The 24,995-nt window shown below is 71.3% G+C and carries 24 protein-coding genes; 20 read left to right on the forward strand and 4 right to left on the reverse strand.

Annotated features, from left to right (window positions below; all coding sequences use genetic code 11):
* Positions 1-108 precede the first annotated feature (108 nt).
* The 14 genes from ACFZCP_RS13700 to ACFZCP_RS13765 all read left to right on the forward strand — a co-directional run bounded on the left by ACFZCP_RS13700 (position 109) and on the right by ACFZCP_RS13765 (position 14,216).
* Positions 109-1,119, forward strand: a complete 1,011-nt coding sequence (locus tag ACFZCP_RS13700) for an FKBP-type peptidyl-prolyl cis-trans isomerase (protein WP_391426986.1) — start codon at positions 109-111, stop codon at positions 1,117-1,119.
* 86 nt (positions 1,120-1,205) lie between these two features.
* Complete coding sequence (locus ACFZCP_RS13705; protein ID WP_391426988.1) at positions 1,206-1,589, forward strand: FKBP-type peptidyl-prolyl cis-trans isomerase; 384 nt, start codon at positions 1,206-1,208, stop codon at positions 1,587-1,589.
* A 161-nt stretch (positions 1,590-1,750) separates the two neighbouring features.
* Positions 1,751-2,704 (forward strand): WYL domain-containing protein, encoded by a 954-nt coding sequence (locus ACFZCP_RS13710; protein WP_391426990.1) that lies wholly within the window; start codon positions 1,751-1,753, stop codon positions 2,702-2,704.
* Positions 2,705-2,723: 19 nt separating this feature from the next.
* The gene (locus ACFZCP_RS13715) at positions 2,724-3,755 is read left to right on the forward strand and encodes a WYL domain-containing protein (protein ID WP_362697896.1); all 1,032 of its coding nucleotides are present in this window, start codon (positions 2,724-2,726) and stop codon (positions 3,753-3,755) included.
* A gap of 150 nt (positions 3,756-3,905) precedes the next feature.
* A complete protein-coding gene (locus ACFZCP_RS13720) occupies positions 3,906-4,199 on the forward strand; it encodes a hypothetical protein (protein WP_362697893.1) in 294 nt (97 codons plus the stop codon).
* Between the two features lie 20 nt (positions 4,200-4,219).
* Positions 4,220-4,414 (forward strand): hypothetical protein, encoded by a 195-nt coding sequence (locus ACFZCP_RS13725; protein WP_362697890.1) that lies wholly within the window; start codon positions 4,220-4,222, stop codon positions 4,412-4,414.
* Positions 4,415-4,673: 259 nt separating this feature from the next.
* Positions 4,674-4,952, forward strand: a complete 279-nt coding sequence (gene tatA / locus ACFZCP_RS13730) for a Sec-independent protein translocase subunit TatA (protein WP_362697887.1) — start codon at positions 4,674-4,676, stop codon at positions 4,950-4,952.
* Positions 4,953-4,998: 46 nt separating this feature from the next.
* Positions 4,999-5,949, forward strand: coding sequence for a twin-arginine translocase subunit TatC (gene tatC / locus ACFZCP_RS13735; protein ID WP_391426994.1), 951 nt, complete (start codon positions 4,999-5,001; stop codon positions 5,947-5,949).
* Positions 5,950-6,054: 105 nt separating this feature from the next.
* Positions 6,055-8,907 (forward strand): DEAD/DEAH box helicase, encoded by a 2,853-nt coding sequence (locus ACFZCP_RS13740; RefSeq protein WP_362697881.1) that lies wholly within the window; start codon positions 6,055-6,057, stop codon positions 8,905-8,907.
* Positions 8,908-9,561: 654 nt separating this feature from the next.
* The gene (locus ACFZCP_RS13745) at positions 9,562-11,232 is read left to right on the forward strand and encodes an ATP-binding protein (RefSeq protein WP_391426997.1); all 1,671 of its coding nucleotides are present in this window, start codon (positions 9,562-9,564) and stop codon (positions 11,230-11,232) included.
* Positions 11,229-11,633 (forward strand): roadblock/LC7 domain-containing protein, encoded by a 405-nt coding sequence (locus tag ACFZCP_RS13750; protein ID WP_361124329.1) that lies wholly within the window; start codon positions 11,229-11,231, stop codon positions 11,631-11,633. Before ACFZCP_RS13745 ends, ACFZCP_RS13750 begins: the two co-directional genes overlap by 4 nt.
* Positions 11,630-12,076 (forward strand): DUF742 domain-containing protein, encoded by a 447-nt coding sequence (locus ACFZCP_RS13755; protein WP_391427000.1) that lies wholly within the window; start codon positions 11,630-11,632, stop codon positions 12,074-12,076. Before ACFZCP_RS13750 ends, ACFZCP_RS13755 begins: the two co-directional genes overlap by 4 nt.
* Positions 12,057-12,677, forward strand: coding sequence for an ATP/GTP-binding protein (locus ACFZCP_RS13760; protein ID WP_391427002.1), 621 nt, complete (start codon positions 12,057-12,059; stop codon positions 12,675-12,677). The genes ACFZCP_RS13755 and ACFZCP_RS13760 overlap by 20 nt, the downstream gene beginning before the upstream one ends.
* A 60-nt stretch (positions 12,678-12,737) precedes the next feature.
* Positions 12,738-14,216: a cytochrome P450 gene (locus ACFZCP_RS13765; protein ID WP_391427004.1), complete on the forward strand. Its 1,479-nt coding sequence runs from the start codon at positions 12,738-12,740 to the stop codon at positions 14,214-14,216.
* 156 nt (positions 14,217-14,372) lie between these two features.
* Here the strand turns inward: ACFZCP_RS13765 and ACFZCP_RS13770 are convergent, their stop codons facing one another.
* Positions 14,373-15,326, reverse strand: coding sequence for a pseudouridine synthase (locus ACFZCP_RS13770; protein WP_391427006.1), 954 nt, complete (start codon positions 15,324-15,326; stop codon positions 14,373-14,375).
* A gap of 72 nt (positions 15,327-15,398) precedes the next feature.
* Between ACFZCP_RS13770 and ACFZCP_RS13775 the strand changes: the two genes are divergently transcribed.
* Entirely contained in the window at positions 15,399-15,980 is a 582-nt protein-coding gene (locus tag ACFZCP_RS13775) for a GNAT family N-acetyltransferase (protein ID WP_391427008.1), read from the forward strand.
* Positions 15,981-16,140: 160 nt separating this feature from the next.
* Positions 16,141-17,079, forward strand: coding sequence for a 5'-nucleotidase (locus ACFZCP_RS13780; protein WP_391427010.1), 939 nt, complete (start codon positions 16,141-16,143; stop codon positions 17,077-17,079).
* A 110-nt stretch (positions 17,080-17,189) separates the two neighbouring features.
* On the opposite strand, the gene ACFZCP_RS13785 is transcribed toward ACFZCP_RS13780, so the two are convergent.
* Positions 17,190-18,038, reverse strand: a complete 849-nt coding sequence (locus tag ACFZCP_RS13785; protein WP_391427012.1) for a siderophore-interacting protein — start codon at positions 18,036-18,038, stop codon at positions 17,190-17,192.
* 113 nt (positions 18,039-18,151) lie between these two features.
* A complete protein-coding gene (locus ACFZCP_RS13790) occupies positions 18,152-19,072 on the reverse strand; it encodes a 5'-3' exonuclease (protein WP_362697854.1) in 921 nt (306 codons plus the stop codon).
* 139 nt (positions 19,073-19,211) lie between these two features.
* Between ACFZCP_RS13790 and ACFZCP_RS13795 the strand changes: the two genes are divergently transcribed.
* From ACFZCP_RS13795 to ACFZCP_RS13810, 4 genes are all read left to right on the forward strand, one after another.
* Positions 19,212-20,288 carry a betaine/proline/choline family ABC transporter ATP-binding protein gene (locus tag ACFZCP_RS13795; RefSeq protein ID WP_391427014.1) on the forward strand — a complete coding sequence of 359 codons (1,077 nt, stop codon included), beginning with the start codon at positions 19,212-19,214 and terminating at the stop codon, positions 20,286-20,288.
* Positions 20,281-22,095 carry a glycine betaine ABC transporter substrate-binding protein gene (locus tag ACFZCP_RS13800; protein WP_391427015.1) on the forward strand — a complete coding sequence of 605 codons (1,815 nt, stop codon included), beginning with the start codon at positions 20,281-20,283 and terminating at the stop codon, positions 22,093-22,095. Before ACFZCP_RS13795 ends, ACFZCP_RS13800 begins: the two co-directional genes overlap by 8 nt.
* A 394-nt stretch (positions 22,096-22,489) precedes the next feature.
* Complete coding sequence (locus ACFZCP_RS13805; RefSeq protein ID WP_391427016.1) at positions 22,490-23,068, forward strand: helix-turn-helix domain-containing protein; 579 nt, start codon at positions 22,490-22,492, stop codon at positions 23,066-23,068.
* 88 nt (positions 23,069-23,156) lie between these two features.
* Positions 23,157-23,876, forward strand: coding sequence for a helical backbone metal receptor (locus ACFZCP_RS13810; protein ID WP_391427019.1), 720 nt, complete (start codon positions 23,157-23,159; stop codon positions 23,874-23,876).
* On the opposite strand, the gene ACFZCP_RS13815 is transcribed toward ACFZCP_RS13810, so the two are convergent.
* On the reverse strand, positions 23,803-24,945 hold the full coding sequence (locus ACFZCP_RS13815; RefSeq protein ID WP_391427022.1) for a TDT family transporter: 1,143 nt from the start codon (positions 24,943-24,945) through the stop codon (positions 23,803-23,805). The two genes, ACFZCP_RS13810 and ACFZCP_RS13815, sit on opposite strands and share 74 nt — an antisense overlap.
* Positions 24,946-24,995 lie beyond the last annotated feature (50 nt).

Below are 24,995 nucleotides of genomic sequence, written 5' to 3' on the forward strand. Positions count from 1 at the left end.
TGCCGGAACGCCACACGGGCGTCGTACGTTTACCGTACGGCGCCCTTCTCGCGTCGTAGAGTTGCGCGCACGTCAATCCGCAAGATCGATCGATTACGAGGCTTCTCCGTGCGCCGACGTTCACTCCTCCTTGCCGCCGTTCCCGCAGGACTGGTCACGATCGCCGGGTGCGGCGACGACAAGTCCGACTCCAGCAAGGCCGGCGCGTCGCCGTCGCCGTCGTCCTCGGTGTCGGCGCCCCCTCCGCCCAAGATCGTGGAGGGGCCGCTGCCGGCGATCACGGCGGGCACGAAGTTCGGCGAGAAGCCGACCGTGGCCAAGGGGTCGGGGGACCCGTCGAAGGACCTCGCGGTCAAGACGGTCATTGCGGGCGGCGGCCGGACCGTCGCGGAGAACGACTTCGTCCAGGCCAACTACCTGGGCCAGATCTGGAGCACCGCCAAGGTCTTCGACAACTCCTACGACCGCCATCGTCCGCTGGTCATGCAGCTCGCCAAGGGCAGCCTCATCGACGGCTGGCTGTATGCGCTGGAGGGCAAGAAGACCGGCAGCCGGGTGCAGATCGCCGTCCCGCCCACCTGGGGGTACGGCAAGTCGGGCAACACCCAGGCGGGGATCAAGGGCACCGACACCCTGGTCTTCGTCATCGACCTGATCGACTCCTTCAACTCGAAGAGTTCCGTCAAGGGCACGCCGGTCCCGCAGAGCGACGCCGCCCTGCCGACGGTCGGCACCAACACGGACGGCGCCGAACCGAAGATCACCGTCCCGAAGTCCGACCCGCCGAAGAAGCTGGTGTCGAACTACGTCCTGGAGGGCGACGGAGCCGAGCTGAAGGGCGACCAGACGATCCTGTGCCAGTTCAAGGGCGTGGTCTGGGACAGTGGCAAGACGTTTCAGCAGACGTATGGCTCCGGGCGGCTGAGCCAGTTCTCGCTGGAGCAGATGCAGCAGGTCGTCAAGGGCCTGTCCCAGGGCCTGGCCGGCAAGAAGGTGGGCAGCAGGGTTCTGGTCGTCGTACCGCCGGACCTGGGCTACGGCGACAACCCGCCGAGCGGCGGCCCCGTCAAGAAGGGCTCCACTCTGGTGTTCTCGGTGGACATCCTCGCGGCGATGTAGCCAAGCGGCGGCGTGGCAGGCGGTGGACCTGCGGAGATGACAGACTGTCCGTGATTCGTGTCGTATCACAAGCAGGAGCTTTTGACGTGAACATCGACAAGCCCGAGATCGACTTCCCGGACGGCCCGGTCCCGGCGGACCTCGAGATCAAGGAGATCTGGGAGGGCGACGGCGAGGTTGCGAAGGCCGGCGACTTCGTCAAGGTCCACTACGTGGGCGTCGCGTTCTCCACCGGCGAGGAGTTCGACGCCTCCTGGAACCGCGGCACCCCGCTGGAGTTCCAGCTCGGCGCCGGCCAGGTCATCCAGGGCTGGGACAACGGCGTGGCGGGCATGAAGGTCGGCGGGCGCCGCAAGCTGACCATCCCCCCGCACCTCGCCTACGGCGACCGTGGCGCGGGTGGCGGCCGGATCGCCCCGGGCGAGACGCTGATCTTCGTCTGCGACCTGGTGGGCGTCGGCAAGCGCTGACCGTTCCTGGTCGAAGAAGGGCCCGTGCTGTCTGCACGGGCCCTTCTTCTGTGCTCTGTGCTGTCCGCATGATCCCTCCTTGTCTGCTCCGGCTTTTGCCGCGACACCCGGGAGCGGTACGGTCAACGGTCGGAAGCACCATGAGGAGGCGAAGGGCGTCGATGGCCATTGCCAAGGCCGAGCGGCTGATGAACCTGGCGCTGTGTCTGCTCGGGACGCGGCGACCGCTCAGCAAGCGCGAGCTGCGCGGGTCCATCGAGGCGTACCTCGAAGCGGGCAGCGACGACTCCTTCAACCGGATGTTCGAGCGGGACAAGGACGACCTGCGCGAGCTGGGCCTGGTCATCGCGACCGTCGAGAACCTCGACGGCGAGGTCGGCTATCTCGCCCGCCGCGACAGCAACCGTCTGCCCCCCATCACCCTGGACGCCGAGGAGGCCGCCGCGCTCGGCCTGGCCGCCAAGGTCTGGCAGCAGGCCCGGCTGGCCGGCGCCGCCAGCGGCGCCCTGCAGAAGCTCCGCGCGGCCGGCCTGCCCGAGGACGTCGACCCGTACGAGGCGCACGGCGCCCTGGAGCCGCGCATCCCCGTGCACGAGGCGGCCTTCGAGCCGCTGATGCTGGCCTGCCGCGACCGCCGCCCCGTCGTCTTCGACTACCGCAAGGCCGCCGCCGCCCACCCCGAGCCGCGGCACGTCGAGCCGTGGGCGCTGGAGTGCTGGCGCGGCCACTGGTACCTGGCCGGCTGGGACCGCGACCGGGGCGCCGAGCGCGTCTTCCGGCTCTCCCGGATCACCGGCAGGGTCCGCTCGCGCGGGACGGGCTTCACCGCTCCCGTGCCCGACGTCGTCACCGTGCGCGAGACCGTCGCGAGCTGGGCGGGCGAGATCGCCGACCGTTCGGCGCTGATCCGGCTGCGGGCCGGTGCCGGCTACCCCCTTCGGGCGAAGGCCACCAAGGTCCGGGAACTCGGCGACGGCTGGGACGAGTTGGAAATCCCGTACGGGCACGGCCTGGACGCCTGGCTGGTGGAGTTCGGGCCGGTCGTGGTGGTCCTGGAGCCGGCCGAGCTGCGGGCCGATGTGGTGGACCGGCTGCGTGCCGTGGCCAAGGGCTGAGGGGGAGCGGAGCAGGACTATGGCAGGCAAACCGGTCAGGCCCGTGAACGCCATCGACCAGACCCGGCGGATGCTCTCCCTGGTGACCTACCTCAGGGAGCGCCCCGGCGCGCGGATCGCCGATGTCGCACGCGCCTTCGGCATCACCGAGGACGAGCTGGTCTCCGACCTCGATCTGCTGCCCATGTGCGGCACCAGCTTCCGCGGCGGCGATCTGCTGGACATCGACACCGACGGCGAGCGCATCTGGTGGCACAACCCGGCCGCGCTCGGCGAGGAGGCCGCCGAGCCGCTGCGGCTGGCCGCCGACGAGGCCACCGCCCTGCTGGTGGCCGCCCGCGCGGTCTCCACGCTGCCCGGTCTCAGGGAGGGCGACCGGCAGGCCCTGCTGCGGGCGACCGCCAAGGTGGAGACCGCGGCCGGGGAGGCGGCGGGCGCCAGCTCCCGGCTGTCGGTGACCTTCGAGTCCGAGGGCGGTGTCTTCGCCGACGTCGACCGGGCGATCGCCGAGCGCCGTCGGCTGTGGATCCGCTACTACTCGCCGGCCCGCGACGAGGTCACCGAGCGCGAGATCGACCCCATCCGTCTGGTCAGCGTCGGGCACACCTATGTCGAGGCCTGGTGCCGCCGCTCCGAGGCGCGCCGTACCTTCCGGCTCGACCGGGTCGCCGAGATCAGGATCCTGGACGAGCCGTCGGCCCCGCCGGAGATCGAGCTTCGGGATCTGTCCGAAGCGCTGGTGCAGCCGGCCGCCGAGGATCCGGAGGTCGTGATCGAGGTCGGCCCGGGCGGCCGCTGGGTGGCCGAGTACTACCCGCACGACAGCGCGGATGAGCTTTCCGACGGCGGTCTGCGTATCACGCTGCGCACCCCCGATCCGGCCTCTCTCAGACGGCTGGCGCTGCGGCTCGGCCGCGACGGCCGGATCGTCTCGCCGCCCGAGCTGGCCGACAGCGCCCGACGGGCGGCTCGCGAGGCGCTGGCGGCGTACGACACACCGGCGGGCGCGGTGCGTGGTGGGCACGACGGGCGGGACGACAGGCAGCGGTGAGCCGCCGCGGTGCGGGGCCCCGGGGTCCCTCCGCCGTGAGCGTGTCCGGACGTGGGGAGCGCACAGGCTCCAGGGGCTGAGCGCGGCCGGTCTTTCGGCACCGGCCGTGGCGCCCCGACGGCGAACGACCAGAATCGAGGAGCGAGGGCTTTGAGCGAGTCTCCGGTGTCCGGTGCGAGGGAAATGACGGTGGCGGCCGCCTTCGCCGGGATGAAGAGAGCGGTCCCCGTGGTGTTCAGGGCCGGCTGCCCGGACTGCCGGGGCCGCTTCGAGCTCGCCGCGAGCGCCCTGCGTCTGGCCATCGGCGGCTCCAGCCGGACGACCTTCTACTCCTTCACCTGCCCCGACTGCGGCGTCTGTGTCCGCAAGCCCGCGGGGGAGCGCATCGTCGAGCTGCTCACCGGCGGCGGGGTCAGGACCCTGCGGCTGCACTCCACGGTGTAGGACCGTCTAGGCTCGGCACCATGTTCTGGCCGATGTTCGCGGTTGCCGTGGGTTTCCTGGGTCTCGCCGTCCTGGGGGTGCTCGCCGTCCGGGTCTTCCTGGAGGCGCGGCGCCTGGGACAGCAGGTCGCGGATTCCGCGAGCCGTATCAACAGGGCGGCCGAGGACCTGGAGCGGGCTGCGGCCAGCGCGGCCCGCGCCGTGGACACGCTGTGAGGGGCGCTGCGAGCGGCCGTGCCAGGCCCGAGTGAAGCGGTTTGCGTCACTTCGCCCTGTCATGGTGCCCACCGGGACAGGTACGCTGCTGATCGCGGTGCGAAGAACGAGGCGCGTACCGTGGACCGGGAGTACGCACGGGGATTGCCTCACGTTTACCCCTGAGCGTTACGATCGCTGCCAGCACGACTTCTCGGACAGATGTCCGACTGGTCGGACAGCTCCCCACTCAGCCGCCTCCGTGAGAAGGTAAAGACTTATGTTCGGAAGGCTCGGAGCCCCCGAGATCATTCTCATCCTCGTCGTCATCGTGCTGCTCTTCGGCGCGAAGAAGCTTCCGGACATGGCCCGCTCCCTCGGCAAGTCCGCGCGCATCCTCAAGAGCGAGGCCAAGGCGATGAAGGAGGACGGCAACGCCTCCGCCCAGGCGCCCGCCTCCAACGAGCAGCCCCCGGCCCAGCGCACCATCCAGGCGGCCCCCGGTGACGTGAACAGCTCGCGCCCGGTCAACGAGCCGACGGACACCACCCAGCGCTGACACAAGGCCGGAGCCCCCGGCCTGCCGCACGAGATGAGGACGTGGGTTGCCCAAGTCTGCCCGCAAGAAGGAGACAGATCCCGAGGGGCGCATGCCCCTTGCGGATCACCTCCGTGAGCTCCGCAACCGGCTCGCGAAGGCCTTGCTGGCCATCGTCGTCGTGACGATCGTCGCCGCCTTCTTCTACAACGACATCATCAACTTCCTGACCAAGCCGATCCTCGACTCGGTCGGTTGCGCGCAGACCTTCGAACAGTTGGCGAAGGCCTCGAACAAGCACCAGTGTGCGGAAATCACGATCAACGGGCTTCTCGCCCCCTTCACGCTGGCCCTCCAGGTCTCGCTGATGGCGGGCGTCGTCGCCGCCTCGCCGATCTGGCTCTACCAGCTGTGGGCCTTCGTCGCGCCGGGTCTGCACCGGCACGAGAAGAAGTACGCCTACGCCTTCGTCTTCACCGGTGCGCCGCTGTTCTTCGCCGGAGCCTTCTTCGCGTACGAGGTGCTGCCCACCACCGCGAAGGTGCTGATCGACTTCACGCCGAACGGCAACATCAAGAACCTGCTGCCGCTCGACGACCTCCTGCAGCTGGTCACCCGCATGGTGATCGTCTTCGGTCTCTCCTTCGAGCTGCCGCTGCTGCTGATCATGCTCAACCTCACCGGGATCCTCACCGGCCAGCGCATGCTCGGCTGGTGGCGCGGCATGATCCTCGGTATCACGGTCTTCGCCGCCGTCGCCACGCCGAGCACCGACCCGCTCTCCATGCTGGCGCTCGCCGGGCCGATCTGGGTGCTGTACTTCGGCGCAGTGGCCTTCTCGCTGCTCAACGACAAGCGCAAGCGCCGTCGCGAGGCGGAGGGCCCGGCCGACGACGAGGCCTCCGAGCTGGACCTGACGCCCGACCACATCGGCGACATCGAGCCCGTCTCCGCCACCCGGGCCCTGCCCGAGCAGACGAGCACCGACCGGGTCAACGGTTACGACGACATCACCTGACGTCACGCGCCGTGAGCCGAGCCGGCCGCGCACCGCACACCGCGATGCCCCCGTCCCTTGAGGACGGGGGCATCCGTCGTTGTCGATCAGCCCAAGATCCGGATAATGATCGTCCTGTTGTCAGTGGCGCCCGGTACGCTCGAAAGCACGATGACAGAGGACCTCTCACCGGCCGAGCGGTACGCGGCAGCCCGGAGACGGGCAGCCGAGCAGGCCACCGCGCTCGCGTCCTTCCGCGAGATGTACGACTTCGGCCTCGACCCCTTCCAGATCGAGGCCTGCCAGGCGCTCGAAGCGGGGAAGGGTGTGCTGGTGGCCGCTCCCACCGGCTCGGGCAAGACGATCGTGGGCGAGTTCGCCGTCCACCTGGCCCTGCAACAGGGCAAGAAGTGCTTCTACACGACGCCCATCAAGGCGTTGTCGAACCAGAAGTACGCCGACCTGTGCCGCCGTTACGGCGCGGAGAAGGTCGGCCTGCTCACCGGCGACAACAGCGTCAACTCCGACGCCCCGGTGGTCGTGATGACCACCGAGGTGCTGCGGAACATGCTCTACGCCGGCTCCCAGACCCTCCTCGGCCTCGGCCATGTGGTCATGGACGAGGTGCACTACCTCTCCGACCGCTTCCGCGGCGCCGTCTGGGAGGAAGTGATCATCCACCTGCCCGAGTCGGTGACCCTGGTGTCCCTGTCGGCGACCGTGTCCAACGCCGAGGAGTTCGGTGACTGGCTGGACACCGTCCGCGGCGACACCGAGGTGATCGTCTCCGAGCACCGGCCGGTCCCGCTGTTCCAGCACGTCCTGGCCGGCCGCCGGATGTACGACCTGTTCGAGGAGGGCGAGGGCCACAAGAAGGCCGTCAACCCCGACCTCGCCCGCCTCGCCCGCATGGAGGCGACGCGGCCCTCGTACCAGGACCGCAGACGCGGCCGGGCGATGCGCGAGGCCGACCGCGAGCGCGAGCGCAGACAGCGCTCGCGCGTGTGGACGCCGGGCCGGCCCGAGGTCATCGAGCGCCTCGACTCCGAGGGGCTGCTGCCCGCGATCACCTTCATCTTCAGCCGCGCCGCCTGCGAGGCCGCCGTCCAGCAGTGCCTGTACGCCGGCCTCAGACTCAACGACGAGGAGGCACGGGAACGGGTCCGGGCGCTGGTCGAGGAGCGCACCGCCGCCATCCCGTCCGAGGACCTGCACGTCCTCGGCTACTACGAGTGGCTGGAGGGCCTGGAGCGCGGTATCGCCGCCCACCACGCGGGCATGCTGCCGACGTTCAAGGAGGTCGTCGAGGAACTGTTCGTGCGCGGACTGGTCAAGGCCGTGTTCGCCACCGAGACCCTCGCGCTCGGCATCAACATGCCCGCCCGCTCGGTGGTGCTGGAGAAGCTCGTCAAGTGGAACGGCGAGCAGCACGCCGACATCACCCCCGGCGAGTACACCCAGTTGACCGGCCGGGCCGGGCGCCGCGGCATCGACGTGGAGGGACATGCGGTCGTGCTCTGGCAGCGCGGCATGAGCCCCGAGCACCTCGCCGGTCTCGCGGGCACGCGCACCTACCCGCTGCGCTCCAGCTTCAAGCCGTCGTACAACATGGCGGTCAACCTGGTCGAGCAGTTCGGGCGGCACCGCTCGCGCGAGCTGCTGGAGACTTCCTTCGCCCAGTTCCAGGCCGACAAGTCGGTCGTCGGGATCTCCCGGCAGGTGCAGCGCAACGAGGAGGGTCTGGAAGGCTACAAGGCCTCCATGACCTGCCACCTCGGCGACTTCGAGGAGTACGCACGGCTGCGGCGCGAGCTGAAGGACCGGGAGACGGAACTGGCCCGGCAGGGCGCGAACGAGCGGCGCGCGGAGGCCGCCGTCGCCCTGGAGAAGCTCAAGCCGGGCGACGTCATCCACGTGCCCACCGGCAAGTACGCGGGCCTCGCCCTGGTCCTGGACCCGGGCCTGCCCGCCGGCCGCTCCAACGGCCACCGCGGCTTCGACCACCACGACGGTCCGCGGCCGCTGGTGCTGACCGCCGAACGGCAGGTCAAGCGGCTGGCGTCGATGGACTTCCCGGTGCCGGTCGAGCCGCTGGACCGGATGCGGATCCCGAAGAGCTTCAACCCGCGCTCCCCGCAGTCCCGTCGGGACCTCGCCTCCGCGCTGCGCGCCAAGGCCGGGCACATCCCGTCGGAGCGGGCCCGCAAGAAGCGGTCGCAGGCCGCCGACGACCGCGAGATCGCCCGGCTGCGCACTGCGATCCGCGCTCACCCCTGCCACGGGTGCAACGACCGTGAGGACCACGCCCGCTGGGCCGAGCGCTACCACCGTCTGCTGCGCGACACCTCGCAGCTGGAGCGCCGCATCGAGGGCCGTACGAACACCATCGCGCGGACCTTCGACCGGATCGTGGCGCTGCTGACCGAACTGGACTACCTGCGCGGCGACGAGGTCACCGAGCACGGCAAGCGGCTCGCCCGGCTCTACGGCGAACTCGACCTGCTGGCCAGCGAATGCCTGCGCGAGCGCATCTGGGAGGGCCTCGGCCCGGCCGAACTCGCCGCCTGCGTCTCGGCGCTGGTGTACGAGGCGCGGGTCGGGGACGATGCCATGGCGCCCAAGCTGCCCTCCGGCAAGGCGAAGGCCGCGCTCGGCGAGATGGTCCGTATCTGGGGCCGGCTGGACGCGCTGGAGGAGGACTTCCGGATCAACCAGACCGAGGGTGTCGGCCAGCGGGAGCCGGACCTCGGCTTCGCCTGGGCGGCCTACATGTGGGCCTCCGGCAAGGGCCTGGACGAGGTGCTGCGCGAGGCGGAGATGCCGGCGGGCGACTTCGTGCGGTGGTGCAAGCAGGTCATCGACGTGCTCGGGCAGATCTCGGCGGCTGCTCCTGTGGAGGGCTCGACCGTGTCGAAGGTCGCGCGCAAGGCCGTCGACGAGTTGCTGCGGGGTGTGGTCGCCTACTCGTCGGTGGGCTGATCCTGCGCTTGCGGGCGCGGGTGAACTGTCGCTGGTCGCGCAGTTCCCCGCGCCCCTTCCTGCGTTCGGCCCGGCCACTGAGCCTGTGCCTGTTTGCCTGCGCCTGCGCCTGCGTCTGTGTTCTTGGGCGTGGGTGGTCTGTGGCCGGTCGCGCAGTTCCCCGCGCCCCTTCGGGCGCTTGTCAGGGTCTCGGTCTGTTACTGGTCCTGCGCCTGCGGGTGAACGGTCGCCGGTCGTGCAGTTCCCCGCGCCCTTCGGGCGCGCGGGTGGGCTGTGGCTCGTTGTGCGGTTCCCCGCTGGCCCTCGGGGCGCCATCGTTTCTCTGGTCCGTCGAGGTCCGGGCCGTCCCGAAGTTCTCTTTTTCACTCATCACGGTGAGTTGCTTTCGCATGCCCGTTCACCGTCACGGGCCGTGTTCGAATGATCTCCGAGCGTGCAAATGGAGCCGAGCGTACCCCTGTCGCGCGGGCGATTTCAGGTGCTTGCCGAATATGACACGGCGATGATCCGGTCGGACTAAGCTCGCCCGCGGCGCACCGAGTTGAGGTGAATTCGTGCGCCTGTTCCCAAACACCCAGAAGATCCCGTCAGTTCCATGAACCTTCCCCCCGAAAGCCCCTCTGACACCCAGCCGATTCGTCCCAGAAGGCATCCATGGTGAGTGTTCGAAAGCCGACCGGCGGCCGTGAACGTCCTTACGCGCGCGTGCTGTTGCTCCCGGCCATAGTGATGGCCGCGGCGACCGGGGCCGCCGCCGCCCTGGTACCGGCCACGGCCCGGATCGCCGTCGGCGGGTGCGGGGCGGTGGCCGTGCTGCTGGTCGTCGCCACGGGCGCCGAAGCCCTGCGTCGCGGACGCAAACTCCGCGAGGCGCAGGCCGAGCACGCCCGTCACACCGCGTATCTGGAGCGGCGCCTCGCCGCCCATGACGAGGAGATCGTCCGCCTCGGTACCGACGTCCTGCCCACCGCGCTGCACCGGCTGCGCTACGGAGAACCGCTCCGCGAGGTGATGCGCAAGGTCATCGACCTCGACCCCGAACTGCGCCACATCCCCGAGTCGCAGCGCACCCTGCTGCACAACGCGCTGCGCGGCGCCGACCACGAGATCTCGATGCGCGACGCGACGGAGCGCTCCTTCGTCAGCATCGCCCGCCGCATCCAGGCCATCGTCCACCAGCAGGCCAACGAACTGCGCGAGATGGAGGAGGACCACGGCCGCAACCCGGAGGTCTTCGACGACCTGCTGCGCCTCGACCACGGCACCGCGCTGATCGGCCGACTCGCCGACACCATCTCCGTGCTGGGCGGCGGCCGCCCCGGCCGTCAGTGGCCCCTGCCCGTCTCGCTGTACAGCGTGCTGCGCGGTGCCATGTCGCGCATCCTGGAGTACCGGCGCATCGAGCTGAACTCCATCGTCAACATCAACATCAAGGGCACGTCCGTCGAGCCGATCATCCACGCGGCCGCCGAACTGCTCGACAACGCCACCCGCTACTCGCCGCCGTCGACCAAGGTGCACGTCACCGCCGCCGAGGTGCAGACCGGCGTGGTCATCGAGATCGAGGACGCCGGCGTCAGCCTCAGCGAGGAGTCCCGCGCCCGCATCGAGAAGGCGATCACGGACGCCATGGCGGGCGACGACGCGGACAACCTGGGCCCCAGCCCGCGCCTCGGCCTCGCCGTCGTCGGCCGGCTCTGCAAGGCCTTCGACATGCAGGTCTCGCTGCGTGCCTCCGCCTACGGCGGCGTCCGCGCGATCCTCGTCGTACCGAGCGTCATGACGACCACCGAGCCCGGTGTCGGTGCCGCCCACGGCATCGGTGCCACCGCCGTGCCCAAGCCCGAGCTCGGCGCGGTCGAGGGCCCGAAGCGCCCGCCCAAGAAGCGCCGCCCCACCAGTCCCCGCATCCCGGCCGGGATCTCCATGGAGGACGACGTCCCCGAGGTCACCGAGTGGACGGCGGGCGGACTCCCGCAGCGCCGCAGCCGGGTGAAGACCCCGCTCAGCCAGCGGATCGCCGAGCAGGCCGCCATCGAGCGCGCCGAGCGCGAGGGCCGGCCGACCATCTGGTCGCAGCACAAGCCCAAGCCCGAACCCGAGCCCGAGATGGACCCCGAGCTGAAGAAGCTGCGGGAGCGGCCGCCGGGCATGTGGGTGGACGACTTCTGGAACGGCCTGAAGAAGGGCATGCCCGAGGGTGCCACCGCGGCCGAGCTGACCGACTTCACGCTGAACCCCACCGCGTACCAGCACCTGCTCAACGATTCGGACACCGTTACCGAGGCCGCCACCGAGGCCGACGACGAGGGGGACCTCAAGTGATCCAGCAGCGAGGCAACTTCGACTGGATGCTCAAGCAGCTCAACGACGGCGTACCGGGCATCGAGATGATCGTGGTCCTCTCCGCCGACGGACTGCGCATCGCACGTCACGGCGGCGACCCCGACGCCGCCGACCGGGTCGCCGCCGCCTGCGCGGGCGTACAGAGCCTCGCCGGCGCCATCATCCAGGAGATCCCCGGCGCCGGTGAGATGAAGCTCGTCGTCATCGAGATCGACGGCGGCTACTTCTACCTCATGAACGCGGGCGCCAACGCCTACCTCGCGGTGCTCGCGGACGTGACCTGCGAGCCGGGCCGGATGAGCGGCATGATGCGCGACCTGGTCGTCCGAGTGGGCGCCCATCTCACCAGTCCGCCCCGGCGGAACGGGCAGACCGTATGACTCCTCCGCAACGCAAACGGCGTCAGCCGCAGCCGCGGCCGCCCGCACCGTCACCGTCCGCGCCCCCTCGGCCCGCGCCGCCTCCGTCGCCCCCGTCGGCGGGCGGCGAGGAACCGCGCAGGTACCCCGAGCGGCTGTACACCATCGCCGGTACCGACGACGGCGGCCGGGCCGAACTGGACCTGGTCACCTTGATCGTGGCGCGCGCCGCGCCGCCGCCGTCCGCCTCACCGGAGGAGGCGGCCGTGCTCCGGCTCTGCGGTGCCCCCCTGTCCGTGGCCGAGCTCTCGGCCTACCTCAATCTGCCGTTCAGCTCGATGACCGTCCTGATCACCGAGCTGATCACGACCGAACTGGTGCAGGCGCGCGCCCCGATCGTCCGCAAGGCGGTCGCCGACCGTTCCATCCTCGAAGCGGTGATGCATGGACTTCAACGGCTCTGACAACCTCCCCGGACCACGCACCGAGGACCATCTGCCGCACTCGGCGCAGTCCGCGGTGAAGATCGTGATCGTGGGCGGCTTCGGCGTCGGCAAGACCACGATGGTGGGTTCGGTCAGCGACATCAGGCCGCTGACCACCGAGGAGACCATGACCCAGGCCGGGATCGGGGTCGACGACAACTACGGCTCCGACTCGAAGACGGCCACCACCGTGGCCATGGACTTCGGCCGCATCAGCGTCACCGACAAGCTGGTGCTCTACCTCTTCGGCACCCCCGGCCAGGAACGCTTCTGGTTCCTGTGGAACGGCCTGTTCGAAGGAGCGCTCGGCGCGGTCGTCCTGGTCGACACCCGGCGCCTGGAAGTCAGCTTCGACGTCATGGGGCGCCTGGAGGAACGCGGGGTCCCCTTCGTCGTGGCCATCAACTCCTTCCCGGACGCGCCCCGTTACCCGACGGACGAACTGCGCACCGCGCTCGACCTGGCTCCGGAGATCCCGATCATGGAGTGCGACGTGCGCCGCCGGGCCTCCAGCAAGGACGTGCTGATGACCCTGATGCGCTTCCTGCACTCGCTCGCCCTGTCCGGCGCCCTCACCTGACCGGCACCCTGCCCTGTCCCCCCCACACACACCTTCCGTCTTCCGTCCCGGAGCGACACTGTGACGCCTGAACCCCAGTCCCTGACCGGCACAGACCCCACCTCCGGCCCGCCGCCGGGCTGCCCGGCGCACGGCCGGGGCCCCGGGGGACTGCACCGGCTCTACGGTCCCGACGCGGCCGACCTGGGCGACCTCTACGAGTGCCTGCGGGAGGAGCACGGTGCCGTGGCACCCGTGCTCCTGCACAACGACGTACCGATGTGGGTGGTCCTCGGGCACGCCGAGAACCTGCACCTGGTGCGCAGTCCCTCCCAGTACACCCGCGACAGCCGGATCTGGACCCCGCTGCAGGAGAGCATGGTCAAACCCGACCACCCGCTCATGCCGCACATCGCCTGGCAGCCCATCTGCTCGCACGCCGAGGGCGACGAGCACCAGCGGCTGCGCGCAGCGGTCACCGGCGCCATGTCGACCATCGACCACCGCAGCATGCGCCGTCACATCGGCCGCTACACCCAGGAACTGGTCAACGGGTTCTGCGAACGGGGCCGGGCCGACCTGGTCTCCCAGTTCGCCGAGCACCTGCCGATGGCCGTCATGTGCGAGATCCTCGGCATGCCCGAGGAGTACAACGACCGGATGGTGCAGGCCGCCCGTGACGCACTCAAGGGCACCGAGACCGCCATCGAGAGCCATGCCTACGTCATGGACGCGCTGAGCCGGCTCACCACCCGCCGCCGCACCCGGCCCGACGACGACTTCACCAGTCACCTCATCACCCACCCCGCGGGGCTGACCGACGACGAGGTCCGCGAACACCTGCGCCTCGTCCTGTTCGCGGCCTACGAGGCCACCGCCAACCTGCTCGCCAACGCGCTGCGCATGGTCCTCACCGAGCCGGGATTCCGGGCCCAGCTCAACGGCGGCCAGATGACCGTGCCGGAGGCGATCGAGCAGTCCCTGTGGGACGAGCCGCCGTTCAGCACCGTCCTCGGCTACTTCGCCAAGCAGGACACGGAACTCGGCGGCCAGCGCATCCGCAAGGGGGACGGGCTGCTCTTCGCGCCCGCCCCGGGCAACGTCGACCCGCGCGTGCGCCCCGATCTGTCCGCCAACATGCAGGGCAACCGCTCGCACCTCGCCTTCGGCGGCGGCCCGCACGAGTGCCCCGGCCAGGACATCGGCCGTGCCATCGCCGACGTCGGCGTGGACGCCCTGCTGATGCGGCTGTCCGACATCCAGCTGGACTGCCCCGAGGAGGACCTGAGCTGGCGCTCTTCCATCGCCTCCCGGCATCTGGTGGCCCTGCCGGTGCACTTCGAACCGAAGCCCCAGCAGGATGTGCAGCGGCCGCCCAGCCCCGCACCCATCCCCTCGCAGCGTTCCACCTGGCAGGTCGGCACCCCCGTTGCGGACCCGGTGTCCGTCGCCGAGCCCCTGCCGGCGGCGGCCCCGCCCGCTCCCGAGCCTCCCGCACCGCAGCCGGCCCGCCGCCCGAACCCGTGGCGGCGCCTGCTGCGCTGGTGGCGCGGCGACTGAGCGGGCAGGTGCGGCGCTGCCCCTGAGCAGACGGGGAGGCGTCGCCCGGGAGCACACCGAGAGGTGGCGCCGCCCGCGAGCAGAGCGGCGGGCGGTGCCACCCGTGAGCACGCCGAGGGGCGCCGCCACCCGTGGGCGCACCGAGGGGCGGCGCTGTCAGGCCTCCGGGTCGGCCCACTGTGCCGGGGCCGACCACGCCGCGAGCGTCCGCCCGCTGACGAAGGTGTGCTCCCTCCCCGTGACCGGATCGGTGAACTCCAGCCTTAGCGCGAGCAGTTGCAGCGGGCGCCGGAAGTCACCGGCCGGCACGGGGGCGGTCACCTCCGGGTAGAGCGGGTCGCCGAGGATGGGCACGCCCAGCGCGCTCAGATGCACCCGCAGCTGATGGGTCTGCCCGGTCTCGGGGACGAGCCGGTACCGGCCGAGTCCCGCCCGGTGCTCGGCCAGTTCCACCCGTGTCACCGCGTTCGGCTCGCCCTCGACCTCCCGGGCGGCCGGCACCCCGCGTTCCTTCACGATCCGGCTGCGCACGGTCCGGGGCAGGGCGAGCGAGGGATCGTACGGCGCCACGGCCTCGTACTCCTTGCGCACCAGGCGGTCCCGGAACAGCGTCTGGTACGCGCCGCGCTCCTCGGGCCGCACCGTGAACAGCACCAGACCGGCGGTGAGCCGGTCCAGCCGATGGGCGGCGGTCAGCGCCGGGAGGTCCAGTTCGTGGCGCAGCCGGGCCAGCGCGGTCTGGGCGACATGGGCGCCGCGCGGGGTCGTCGCGAGGAAGTGCGGCTTGTCGGCCACGACGATGTGCGCGTCCCGGTGGACCACCTGGAGCGGGAACGGCACGGGAGGCTCCTCGGGCAGCTCCCGGTGGAACCACACGAACATCCCCGGCTCGTACGGTGCGTCCGGCGCCACCGCCCGCCCGTCGGCCGCCACGACCAGCCCCGCGTCGAACATCTCCTCGACCATGCCGGGCCCGGCCCCCGTCAGCCGCTCCACGAGATGCTCCCGGACGGTGGCCCATGTGCCACCGAAGGGCAGCCGCACCCGCACCGGGTCGACACCGTCGCGCTGGGGCAGCGGGGCGGGCGGGGGTGTCGTACGGCGTCTCATCGCGACCCAGAATACGGTCGGGCAGGTGAATACGGTTGAGCCGGCGGCCCGCTCCTCGGCAGGATGCCGATCATGCCCTTCCTCACCCGCCCGGTCCTGACCGCCGGAGCCCTCACCCGCACCTCCCAGCCCACCCTCCCCACCGGTGACGGCCTGGTCCTGCGCCCCTGGCGGGCCGGGGACGCACCTGCCGTGCACGCCGCCTTCCAGGACCCGGTCCTGCACCAGTGGCACATCAGGTCCTGCGACTCCGAGGACGAGGCGGCGGCCTGGATCGGGGAGTGGCAGCGGGCCTGGGACAAGGAGGACAACGCTCAGTGGGCCGTCGTGGACGAGGTCACGGGCGAGCTGCGGGGCCGGGTCGCCCTGCGGCAGATCCTGCTCGGCGACGGCGTGGCCGAGGTCGCCTACTGGACGGTGCGGGAGGCCCGCGGCCGGGGTGTGGCGGCCCGCGCCGCGACCGCCCTGACCCGCTGGGCCTTCGAGGAGATCGGCTTCCACCGCCTGGAACTCATGCACTCCACCGTCAACGAGGCGTCCTGCCGTGTCGCCGCCAAGTGCGGCTTCGCCCTGGAGGGAACCAAGCGCAGCGCCCTCCAGCACCCGGACGGCTGGCACGACATGCACTTCCACGCGCGCGTGCGCGGCGACTGAACGCGGCCCGCACCGGCGGCCGGTGCGGAGCAACTCCCGGGCCGGGCCGCTGTCCGACCGGTGACCGGTGACCAGGACCGACGTCCGACCGGTGACCGAGGCCGTTGCCCGACCGGTGACATGATGAGGAGCCGAACTCCCCCGCCCCGAGGTGAAGGCCATGCCACCGTACGAGCTTGCGGACCGACTCGTCGTCGGCGTCGCCTCCAGCGCCCTGTTCGACCTGGAGGAGTCGGACGCGGTCTTCCGGGAGCAGGGCGAGGAGGCCTACCGGGCCTACCAGGAAGAGAATCTGGACGCCACGCTCCGTCCCGGGGCCGCGTTCGCGTTCATCCAGCGGCTGTTGTCGCTGAACGACCTCGGGGACCCCGGCGACCCGCTCGTCGAGGTGATCATCCTCTCGCGCAACGACCCCGACACCGGTCTGCGGGTCATGCGCTCCATCCAGGCCCATGAACTGCCGATCACGCGGGCCGTCTTCATGCAGGGGCGTTCCCCGCACCCGTTCATGACCGCCTTCAACATGTCGCTGTTCCTGTCGGCGAACGGGGACGACGTGCGCGAGGCGGTCGCCGCGGGCCTGCCTGCGGGGCACGTTCTCGGCTCCCCGCAGGCGGACGACCCCGCCGACCGGGATCTGCGCATCGCCTTCGACTTCGACGGCGTCCTGGCAGGCGACGCCTCGGAGCAGGTGTACCAGGCGGGCGGCCTGGAGGAGTTCCGCGCCCATGAGGCCCGCAATGCCGCGACTCCGCACGATCCCGGGCCGCTGCGCGACTTCCTGGCCAGCGTCAACCGGATTCAGCGCTGTGAGGAGCAGCGGCGGCGGGACGACCCGGACTACACGATCCGGGTGCATGTCTCCATCGTGACCGCGCGCAGCGCGCCGACGCACGAGCGTGCCGTGACGAGCCTCAAGAAGTGGGGCGTCACCGTCAACGACGCCTTCTTCCTCGGCGGCATAGAGAAGGGCGCCGTCATGAAGGTGCTGCGACCGCACATCTTCTTCGACGACCAGGTGACCCACCTGGAGCGCACGTCCCGGACCACGCCCAGCGTGCACGTGCCCTTCGGCAAGATCAACGAGACGGCGCCCTGAGGGGAGGGGCTCCCGGCGGCTTGGGGGGTGCTTCCGCAGCGGCTTCGGGCGGTCTTGGGGCAGGCCGGGGGTGGCCTTCGAGCAGCCTTCGAGAGGTCTGGGGCCGCGCCCTATGCGGCCGCCGCGCCGTCGCTCTCCTGCTCGGCCTCGATGCGGGCGTTCCAGTCCCGCTTGGAGGCCTGCCAGCCGTCCTCGTTGTGGCCGAGGCGCCAGTAGCCGGAGATCGAGAGGTCCTCGCGCGGGATCTGCAGGTCGACCCGCAGCAGCCGGCGCAGCTCCTTCACGAACGACGCCTCACCGTGCACGAACGCGTGCAGCCGGCCCTGGGGGAACGTGAACGCGCGCACGGCCTCCAGCAGGGCCTCGCCCACCGGCCTCTCCCCGCGGTGGAGCCAGACGACCTCCACGTCGGAGTCGATCTTCTGCTCCTCCTCGGGGCCGGACACCTCCACGAAGGCGTGCGCCCGCGAGCCGGCGGGCAGCGACTCCAGAGCGCGGGCGATCGCGGGCAGCGCGCTCTCGTCACCGACGAGCAGATGCCAGTCGGCGTCCGGGGCGGGCGCGTACGCCCCGCCGGGGCCCATGAAGTGCAGGATCTCCCCGGGCTGCACCCGGGCGGCCCAGGGCCCGGCCAGACCCTCGTCGCCGTGGATCACGAAGTCCAGGGCGAGTTCGAGGTTCTCCGGGTCCCAGGCGCGCACGGTGTACGTCCGCGTGACGGGCCACTGCTCACGGGGGAACTCCGCACGGATCCGCTCCAGGTCGAAGGGCTCCGGATAGGTCACGCCCGGCGGGCCGAACAGCAGCTTCACATAGTGATCGGTGCAGGTGTCCGCCGCGAGACCGGCGAGTTCCTCGCCACCGAGCACCACGCGCTGCATGTGCGGGGTGAGCCGCTCGGTGCGCACCACCCGGGCGGTACGGGGCTTTCGCGGCTGTCGTCCCGGACGCTCTGCCATCACGGCCTCCTGCTGCATTGGTTAGGTTTACCTAAGTTAGCATCTCTCTTCCGCCGACAGGGGTCTCGCGGGGAGCGCGATGAACGCGTTTTACCGGAAGATTCCGTTGTGGATCACTCGCCGAGCGTCGTCAGCAACCGTTGCAGGGAGCCGCCCAGCCCCCAGCGTGCCGCCAGCGCATCGAGGCCGGCCGGGTCGCGCGGGGTGCGCGGCAGCGCGATGTCCACGTCCGGCAGCGGCACGTCGTCCGCGACCCGCACCACCTTCGGCGCGACGGCCACATACGGCCGCGCCTCGGTCAGCCGCTTGCGCTGCGACGGCGTCAGCTTCGCCCGGGGATCGTCGACCGCCGCCATGATCCCGGGCAGATCGCCGAACTCGGCGAGCAGCTTGGCGGCCGTCTTCTCGCCGATCCCGGCCACGCCCGGCAGGCCGTCGCTCGGGTCGCCGCGCAGCAGTGCCAGATCCGCGTACCCCCGGCCGTCGACTCCATACTTCTCACGCAGGGCCGCCTCGTCGGTCAGCTGCAGCGTGCCGACCCCCTTGATCGGGTACAGCACCCGGATCCCGCGCTCGTCGTCGACCAGCTGATAGAGGTCGCGGTCGCCGGTGACGATGTCCACCGGGCCGGCCGCGCGGCCGGTGAACGTGCCGATCACGTCGTCTGCCTCGTAGCCCTGGACGCCGACGCGGGCGATGCCGACCGCGTCCAGCACCGCCTCGATGACCGGCACCTGCGGGGAGAGCGTGTCCGGCACCTCCTCCTCGTCCGGCCCGCCCTCGTGCTCCACCGCGACCCGGTGCGCCTTGTAGGTGGGGATGAGGTCCACCCGCCACTGGGGCCGCCAGTCGGCGTCCATACAGGCCACCAGTTGCTCGGGACGGTGGTCCTTGACCAGGCGGTCGATGAAGTCCAGCAGTCCCCGCACGGCGTTCACCGGCGTGCCGTCGGGCGCCTTCACGGAGTCCGGCACGCCGAAGTAGGCGCGGAAGTACAGCGAGGCGGTGTCGAGAAGCATGAGTCGTCCGGTCACGCTCGCATCATGCCGCACGGCACTGACAGTCACTCGATGCCGGAGACAGGTCGCTATGAGCTGTATCACTTAAAAGTTTGACCAAGGAGCTACTGGAAAGGCGCGGCCTCTGTCCTGTCCCGCCAGACGAGAGGTACGTGTGTCATCCAGGCTTGAGGCCGAGCACCTGTTCAAGGTGTTCGGCAGACGACCGGACCGGGCAGTCGACAGGCTGCGACAGGGCACCGACCGCGAGGAGCTGCGCGCCGACGGCACCACCGCCGCCGTGATCGACGCCTCCTTCCGCGTCGAGGCCGGCGAGATCTTCGTCGTCATGGGCCTGTCCGGCTCCGGCAAGTCCACCCTGCTGCGCATGCTCAACGGTCTGCTGGAGCCGACCGCGGGCCGGGTGCGCTTCGACGGCGAGGACTTGACGGCGCTCACCGACCGCGACCTGCGCGCGCTGCGCTCGAAGAAGATCAGCATGGTCTTCCAGCACTTCGCTCTCTTCCCGCACCGCAGCGTCCGCGACAACGCCGCCTACGGTCTGGCCGTGCAGGGCGTGCCCCGCGCCGAGCGCGAGCGCCGCGCCGACGAGGCGCTCGCCCTGTGCGGCCTGGCCGGCTGGGAGGACTCCTGGCCGGACGAGCTGTCCGGCGGCATGCAGCAGCGCGTGGGCCTCGCCCGGGCCCTCGCCACCGACGCCGACCTGCTCCTGATGGACGAGTCCTTCAGCGCCCTGGACCCGCTGATCCGCCGCGACATGCAGGACCAGCTCCTCGAACTCCAGAAGACCCTGAAGAAGACCATCGTCTTCATCACCCACGACCTCAACGAGGCCATGCGCCTGGGCGACCGCATCGCCGTCATGCGCGACGGCCGCATCGTGCAGACCGGCACCGCCGAGGACATCCTGCTGCGCCCGGCGAACGACTACGTCGCGTCCTTCATCCAGGACGTCGACCGCTCCCGCGTGCTGACCGCCGCCGCGGTGATGGACACCGAGCTCCGTGGCGACGAGGCGGACTGCGGCTGCGAGACGGCCACGCCGGACACGCCGTTCACCGAGCTGTGCGCCATCAGCGCCCGCCTCACCCACCCGGTCGCCGTCCTCGACGCCGGCCGCGCGCTCGTGGGCGTCGTGCCCCGCCGGCGTCTCGTCGGCCTCCTCGGCGACGAACAGGGCGAACCCACGGCGTGCGACAAGGGCGGGAAGAAGGTGATCGCCCGTGCCTAGGCTGCACCTCGGCGACTGGGTCGACTCCGGTGTCGACTGGCTGGTCGCCCACCTGTCCTGGCTGTTCGACGCGATCCGCACGGTCGTGGAGGGCATGTACGACGGCATCGACACGGTCCTCGCCGCCCCCGCGCCGCTCCTGATGGCCGGCATCCTCGCGGTCGTCGCCTGGTGGCTGCGCGGCCTGGTCGCCGGCGTCCTCGCCTTCGCCGGCTTCGCGCTCGTCGACTCGCTCGACCTGTGGGACCGGGCCATGTCCACGCTGGCCCTGGTCCTCGTCGCCACCGTCCTCGCCCTGGTGATCTCGATCCCGCTGGGCATCTGGGCCGCCCGTTCCAAGGCGGTCAGCGCCGCCGTGCGGCCCGTCCTGGACCTGCTCCAGACGATGCCCTCGATGGTCCTGCTGATCCCGGCCATCCTCTTCTTCGGCCTGGGCACCGCCGCCGGTGTCGTCGCCACCCTGATCTTCGCGCTCGCCCCCGGCGTCCGCATGACCGAGCTGGGCATCCGCCAGGTCGACGCCGAACTGGTCGAGGCCGCCGAGGCGTTCGGCACCACACCGCGCGACATCCTGCTGCGCGTCCAGCTGCCGCTCGCCCTGTCGACCATCATGGCCGGCGTCAACCAGGTGATCATGCTGGGTCTGTCGATGGTCGTCATCGCGGGCATGGTCGGCACCGGCGGCCTCGGCGGCGCGGTCAACGAGGCCATCGGCCAGCTCGACATCGGCTTCGGCTTCGAGGCGGGCGTCGGCATCGTCGTCCTCGCCATCTACCTGGACCGCATGACCGGCGCGCTCGGCACCCAGCTGTCCCCGCTCGGCCGCAGGGCCGCCGCGAAGGCCCCGACGACCGCGTGGTCGTACCGGCCGCGCCCGGCGGTCGCCGTCGCCGGTGTCGTCGTCCTCGCGCTCGTCGCGGGCGGCCTCGGGATCTTCGGGCCCTCCTCCGGCACCTCCGCGGCCTCCGGCCAGAACACCGGCAAGGGCAGGCAGATCAGGCTCGGCTACATCCCGTGGGACGAGGGCATCGCCTCCACCTTCCTGTGGAAGGAACTGCTGGAGCGGCGCGGCTTCAAGGTCACCACCACCCAGTACGCCGCGGGCCCCCTCTACACCGGCCTGGCCACCGGCCAGCTCGACTTCCAGACCGACTCCTGGCTGCCCACCACGCACGCCGAGTACTGGAAGAAGTACGGCGACAAGCTCGACGATCTCGGCAAGTGGTACGGCCCCACCTCCCTGGAGCTGACCGTCCCCTCCTATGTCAAGGACGTGAACTCCCTGGCGGACCTGAAGGACCACGCCTCCGAGTTCGGCGGCAAGATCGTCGGCATCGAGCCCAGCGCGGGCATGATGGGCATGCTCAAGGACAAGGTCCTCAAGGAGTACGGCCTCGACGGCACGTACGAGGTGGTCGACGGCTCCACGCCCGCGATGCTCGCCGAGCTCAAGCGCGCCTACGCCAGGAAGCAGCCGGTCCTCGTCACCCTCTGGTCGCCGCACTGGGCCTACAGCGACTACGACCTGAAGAAGCTCCAGGACCCGCGCGGCGCCTGGGGCAAGGGCGACGGCGTGCACACCCTCGCCCGCAAGGGCTTCGCCGCCGACAACCCCGAGGTCGGCAGGTGGCTGAAGGACTTCTCGATGACCGAGAAGCAGCTCACCGGCCTGGAGGCGCAGATCCAGGAGGCCGGCAAGGGCAGGGAGCAGGACGCGGTCCGCACCTGGCTGGGGCAACACCCGGGGCTGGCCGACAGCTGGGCGCCGGTCGCCCGCAAGGGCGCACAGAAGCAGGCGGCCGGGTGACCTGACGGGCCCGGACCGCCGTCAAAGGGGCGGGTGTCGCCGTACGTCCGTCGACGGGCGTGGGGCGACGCCCGCCCCTCGCGGTGTCCGGACCCCTGCGTACGACCTGTCCGGCTACGGCAAGGATCCGGCCAACTACACAGCGCCATGGGCCCCGCCCGGGCGGGAACACGGACGCCCGCTCCCGCCTTGAAGCAGGAGAGACCCGTCCCGCACGGCCGGGCGCCGCACTGGCGCGAACCGTGGGGGTACGGGCCCCGGGGTGTGTCGGGGATGCGCCACCCGCCTGAAACGGTTTGCCGAACATGCGTAGGGTGCAGAGAACTCTTCGGAGGTGCGCCCGGCGGCGGGCACCCTGCCGACGGCACGACGAGTGAAGCAGGGAGCCGGAGCGATGGGCGACCACAAAGACCAGCAGCCCGTGCGGGTGGGCGCGGCCGTACGGCGGCGTCGCCGCGCGCTGGAGCTCACCCTCGCCGTCGTGGCCGAGCGCAGCGGCCTCTCGGTGCCCTTCCTGAGCCAGGTCGAGAACGACCGCGCCCGTCCGAGCCGCACGTCCCTGGAGAAGCTGGCCGACGCCCTGCGCACCACGGCCGTCGAACTCCTCGCCGCCGCCGACCCCGCGTGCAGCGTGGACGTCGTACGCGCCGACCTCACTGCCGAGGGTGAGGGCGACTGCACCCCGCGCACCCGCTCCCTGGTGCGCGGCCACCACCAGCTGCACGCCTCCGAGTTCACCGGCGACCACGAGGCCGGCCGCGAGTTCCAGCACCGCAACGACGAGCTGATGTACGTCGCCGAGGGCGCCGTCGAGATCGAGGCCGAGGGCCGCGCCTACCGCCTCGGCCGCGGCGACACCCTGTACCTCACCGGCGGGGTCCGCCATCGCTGGCGGGCGACCGTCCCGGACACGCGGGTCGTCGTGGTGGCCGTCGCCGAGCACATCGAGGCTGTGCAGGACAGGGCTCGCTAGTGCGCCGGGGGACGGGCCGTCGTGGGGCGTTTGCGGGCCCGTTGTGGTCGATCGCGCAGTTCCCCGCACCCCTTCGGGGCGCTGCCTAGTGCGCGTCGTCTCCCTCGTCCCCTCCCTGACCGAGGCCGTCGCCGTGACGCTGCCCGGAGCCTTGGTCGGCGCCACCGACTGGTGCAGCCACCCGGCGGACCTCGACGTCACCCGTATCGGAGGCACGAAGAACCCGGACACGGACCGTGTCCTCGCCCTGGCTCCCGACCTGGTGATCGCCAACGAGGAGGAGAACCGCGCGCCCGACCTGGACGCCCTGCGCGCGGCGGGTACGGAGGTGCTGGTCACCGAGGTACGGACGGTGCCGCAGGCCTTCCGGGAGCTGGACCGCGTCCTGACCGCGTGCGGGGCGCCCTCCCGGCCCCGCTGGCTGGACGAGGCGGAGGCGGCCTGGGCCGCACTGCCGCAGCCCGCGAGCCGCACCACGGCCGTCGTGCCCGTCTGGCGCCGCCCCTGGATGGTTCTGGGCCGCGACACCTTCGCGGGTGACGTGCTGGCCCGCCTGGGCGTGGACCACCTCTACGCCGCCCACCCCGACCGCTATCCCCGCGTCCCCCTGGACGAGCTGCGCGCGGCCCGCCCGGACCTCGTCGTCCTGCCGGACGAGCCGTACCGCTTCACCGCCGACGACGGCCCCGAGGCCTTTCCCGGCCTGCCCTGTGCCCTGGTCGGCGGACGGCACCTCACCTGGTACGGACCGTCGCTGGCCGAGGCGCCGCGGGTGCTGGCGAAGGCCCTGCGAGCAGCTCACCGCTGAGCATGCCCCGCACCGTCCCGGCCGAGGCCGCGAGCCATGCGGTGACCAGCATCGCGTACAGGCCGACGGCCAGGGCCTCGTACCCGGCGAGCCCGGTGTGCCGGGCGAGGGCGGCGGCTCCGGTGACACAGGTGCCCACCGGGAAGGTGAACGCCCACCAGGTCATGGCGAAGCCCATGCCCCGGCGCCGGGCCCGCACCACGTGCACGGCCGCGAGCACCAGCCACAGCAGCGCGAACCCCATGACCGGCACTCCGTAGAGCACGGCGAACACATCGAGACCACGGGCGTACGGCGCCGGTACGACCCCGGGGGCGTCGTCCGCGATCAGGCCGAGCGCGGTGGTCGACTGCCCGAGCGGGCCGAGGACCAGGAACAGGGTCGGGGTGAGCGCGAGCGGCAGCGGGCCCGAGGTGATCAGCCGGGCGAAGACCAGCGGCAGCATCAGCAGGGTGGCCAGCAGGCTCACTCCGAACAGCGCCAGGCAGGCCAGCAGCAGGGTCTCCCGGGGCTGCCCGGGCGGCAGGTGCGGCACGAGCAGCGGACCGAGCGCGGCGGAGACCATCGGCGCGACGAGCGGCAGCAGCCAGACCGGAGTGGCGTCGGAGGGCTCGACGCGGTGCCGGACCGTCATCAGGTACGGCACCGCGACGGCCGCCGTCAGCCCGATCGCCGTACCGGCTGTGAACAGCACCGTGTCGAGGGCGACGGCCGGGCCGGTGCCGATCCAGTCCCGGCCGACGGTGACGGCACCGCCGCCGACCGCGAGCAGGGCCATGGACAGACAGCCGTAGAAGGGCGCCATCGCTGGGTCGAGGAGGTGGGCGCGGGCCTGGTCGCGGTGGTGGGCCCAGTGCCGGGCCCGGGCGGTCAGCAGGACCGCCAGCACCAGGGAGGCCAGCGCCCAGACCGCCGTGCACAGCCCGCGCAGGGCGCCGAGGTGTACGGGGAGGGCCGCGCCGGCCGTGCCGACGACGGAGGTCCCCATGACGGCGGCGTACCAGTTGGGGCCGAGATGCCGCACGCGCACGGCACGGGCGGCGGGAAGCGAATGTACTGCGGTGACCATGGATCCACCCTCACGCCGCCGATCGCCGCTGACCAGGGGGTTCACATCTA

The sequence above is a fragment of the Streptomyces sp. NPDC007971 genome (genome assembly GCF_042958635.1).
Taxonomy (GTDB): domain Bacteria; phylum Actinomycetota; class Actinomycetes; order Streptomycetales; family Streptomycetaceae; genus Streptomyces.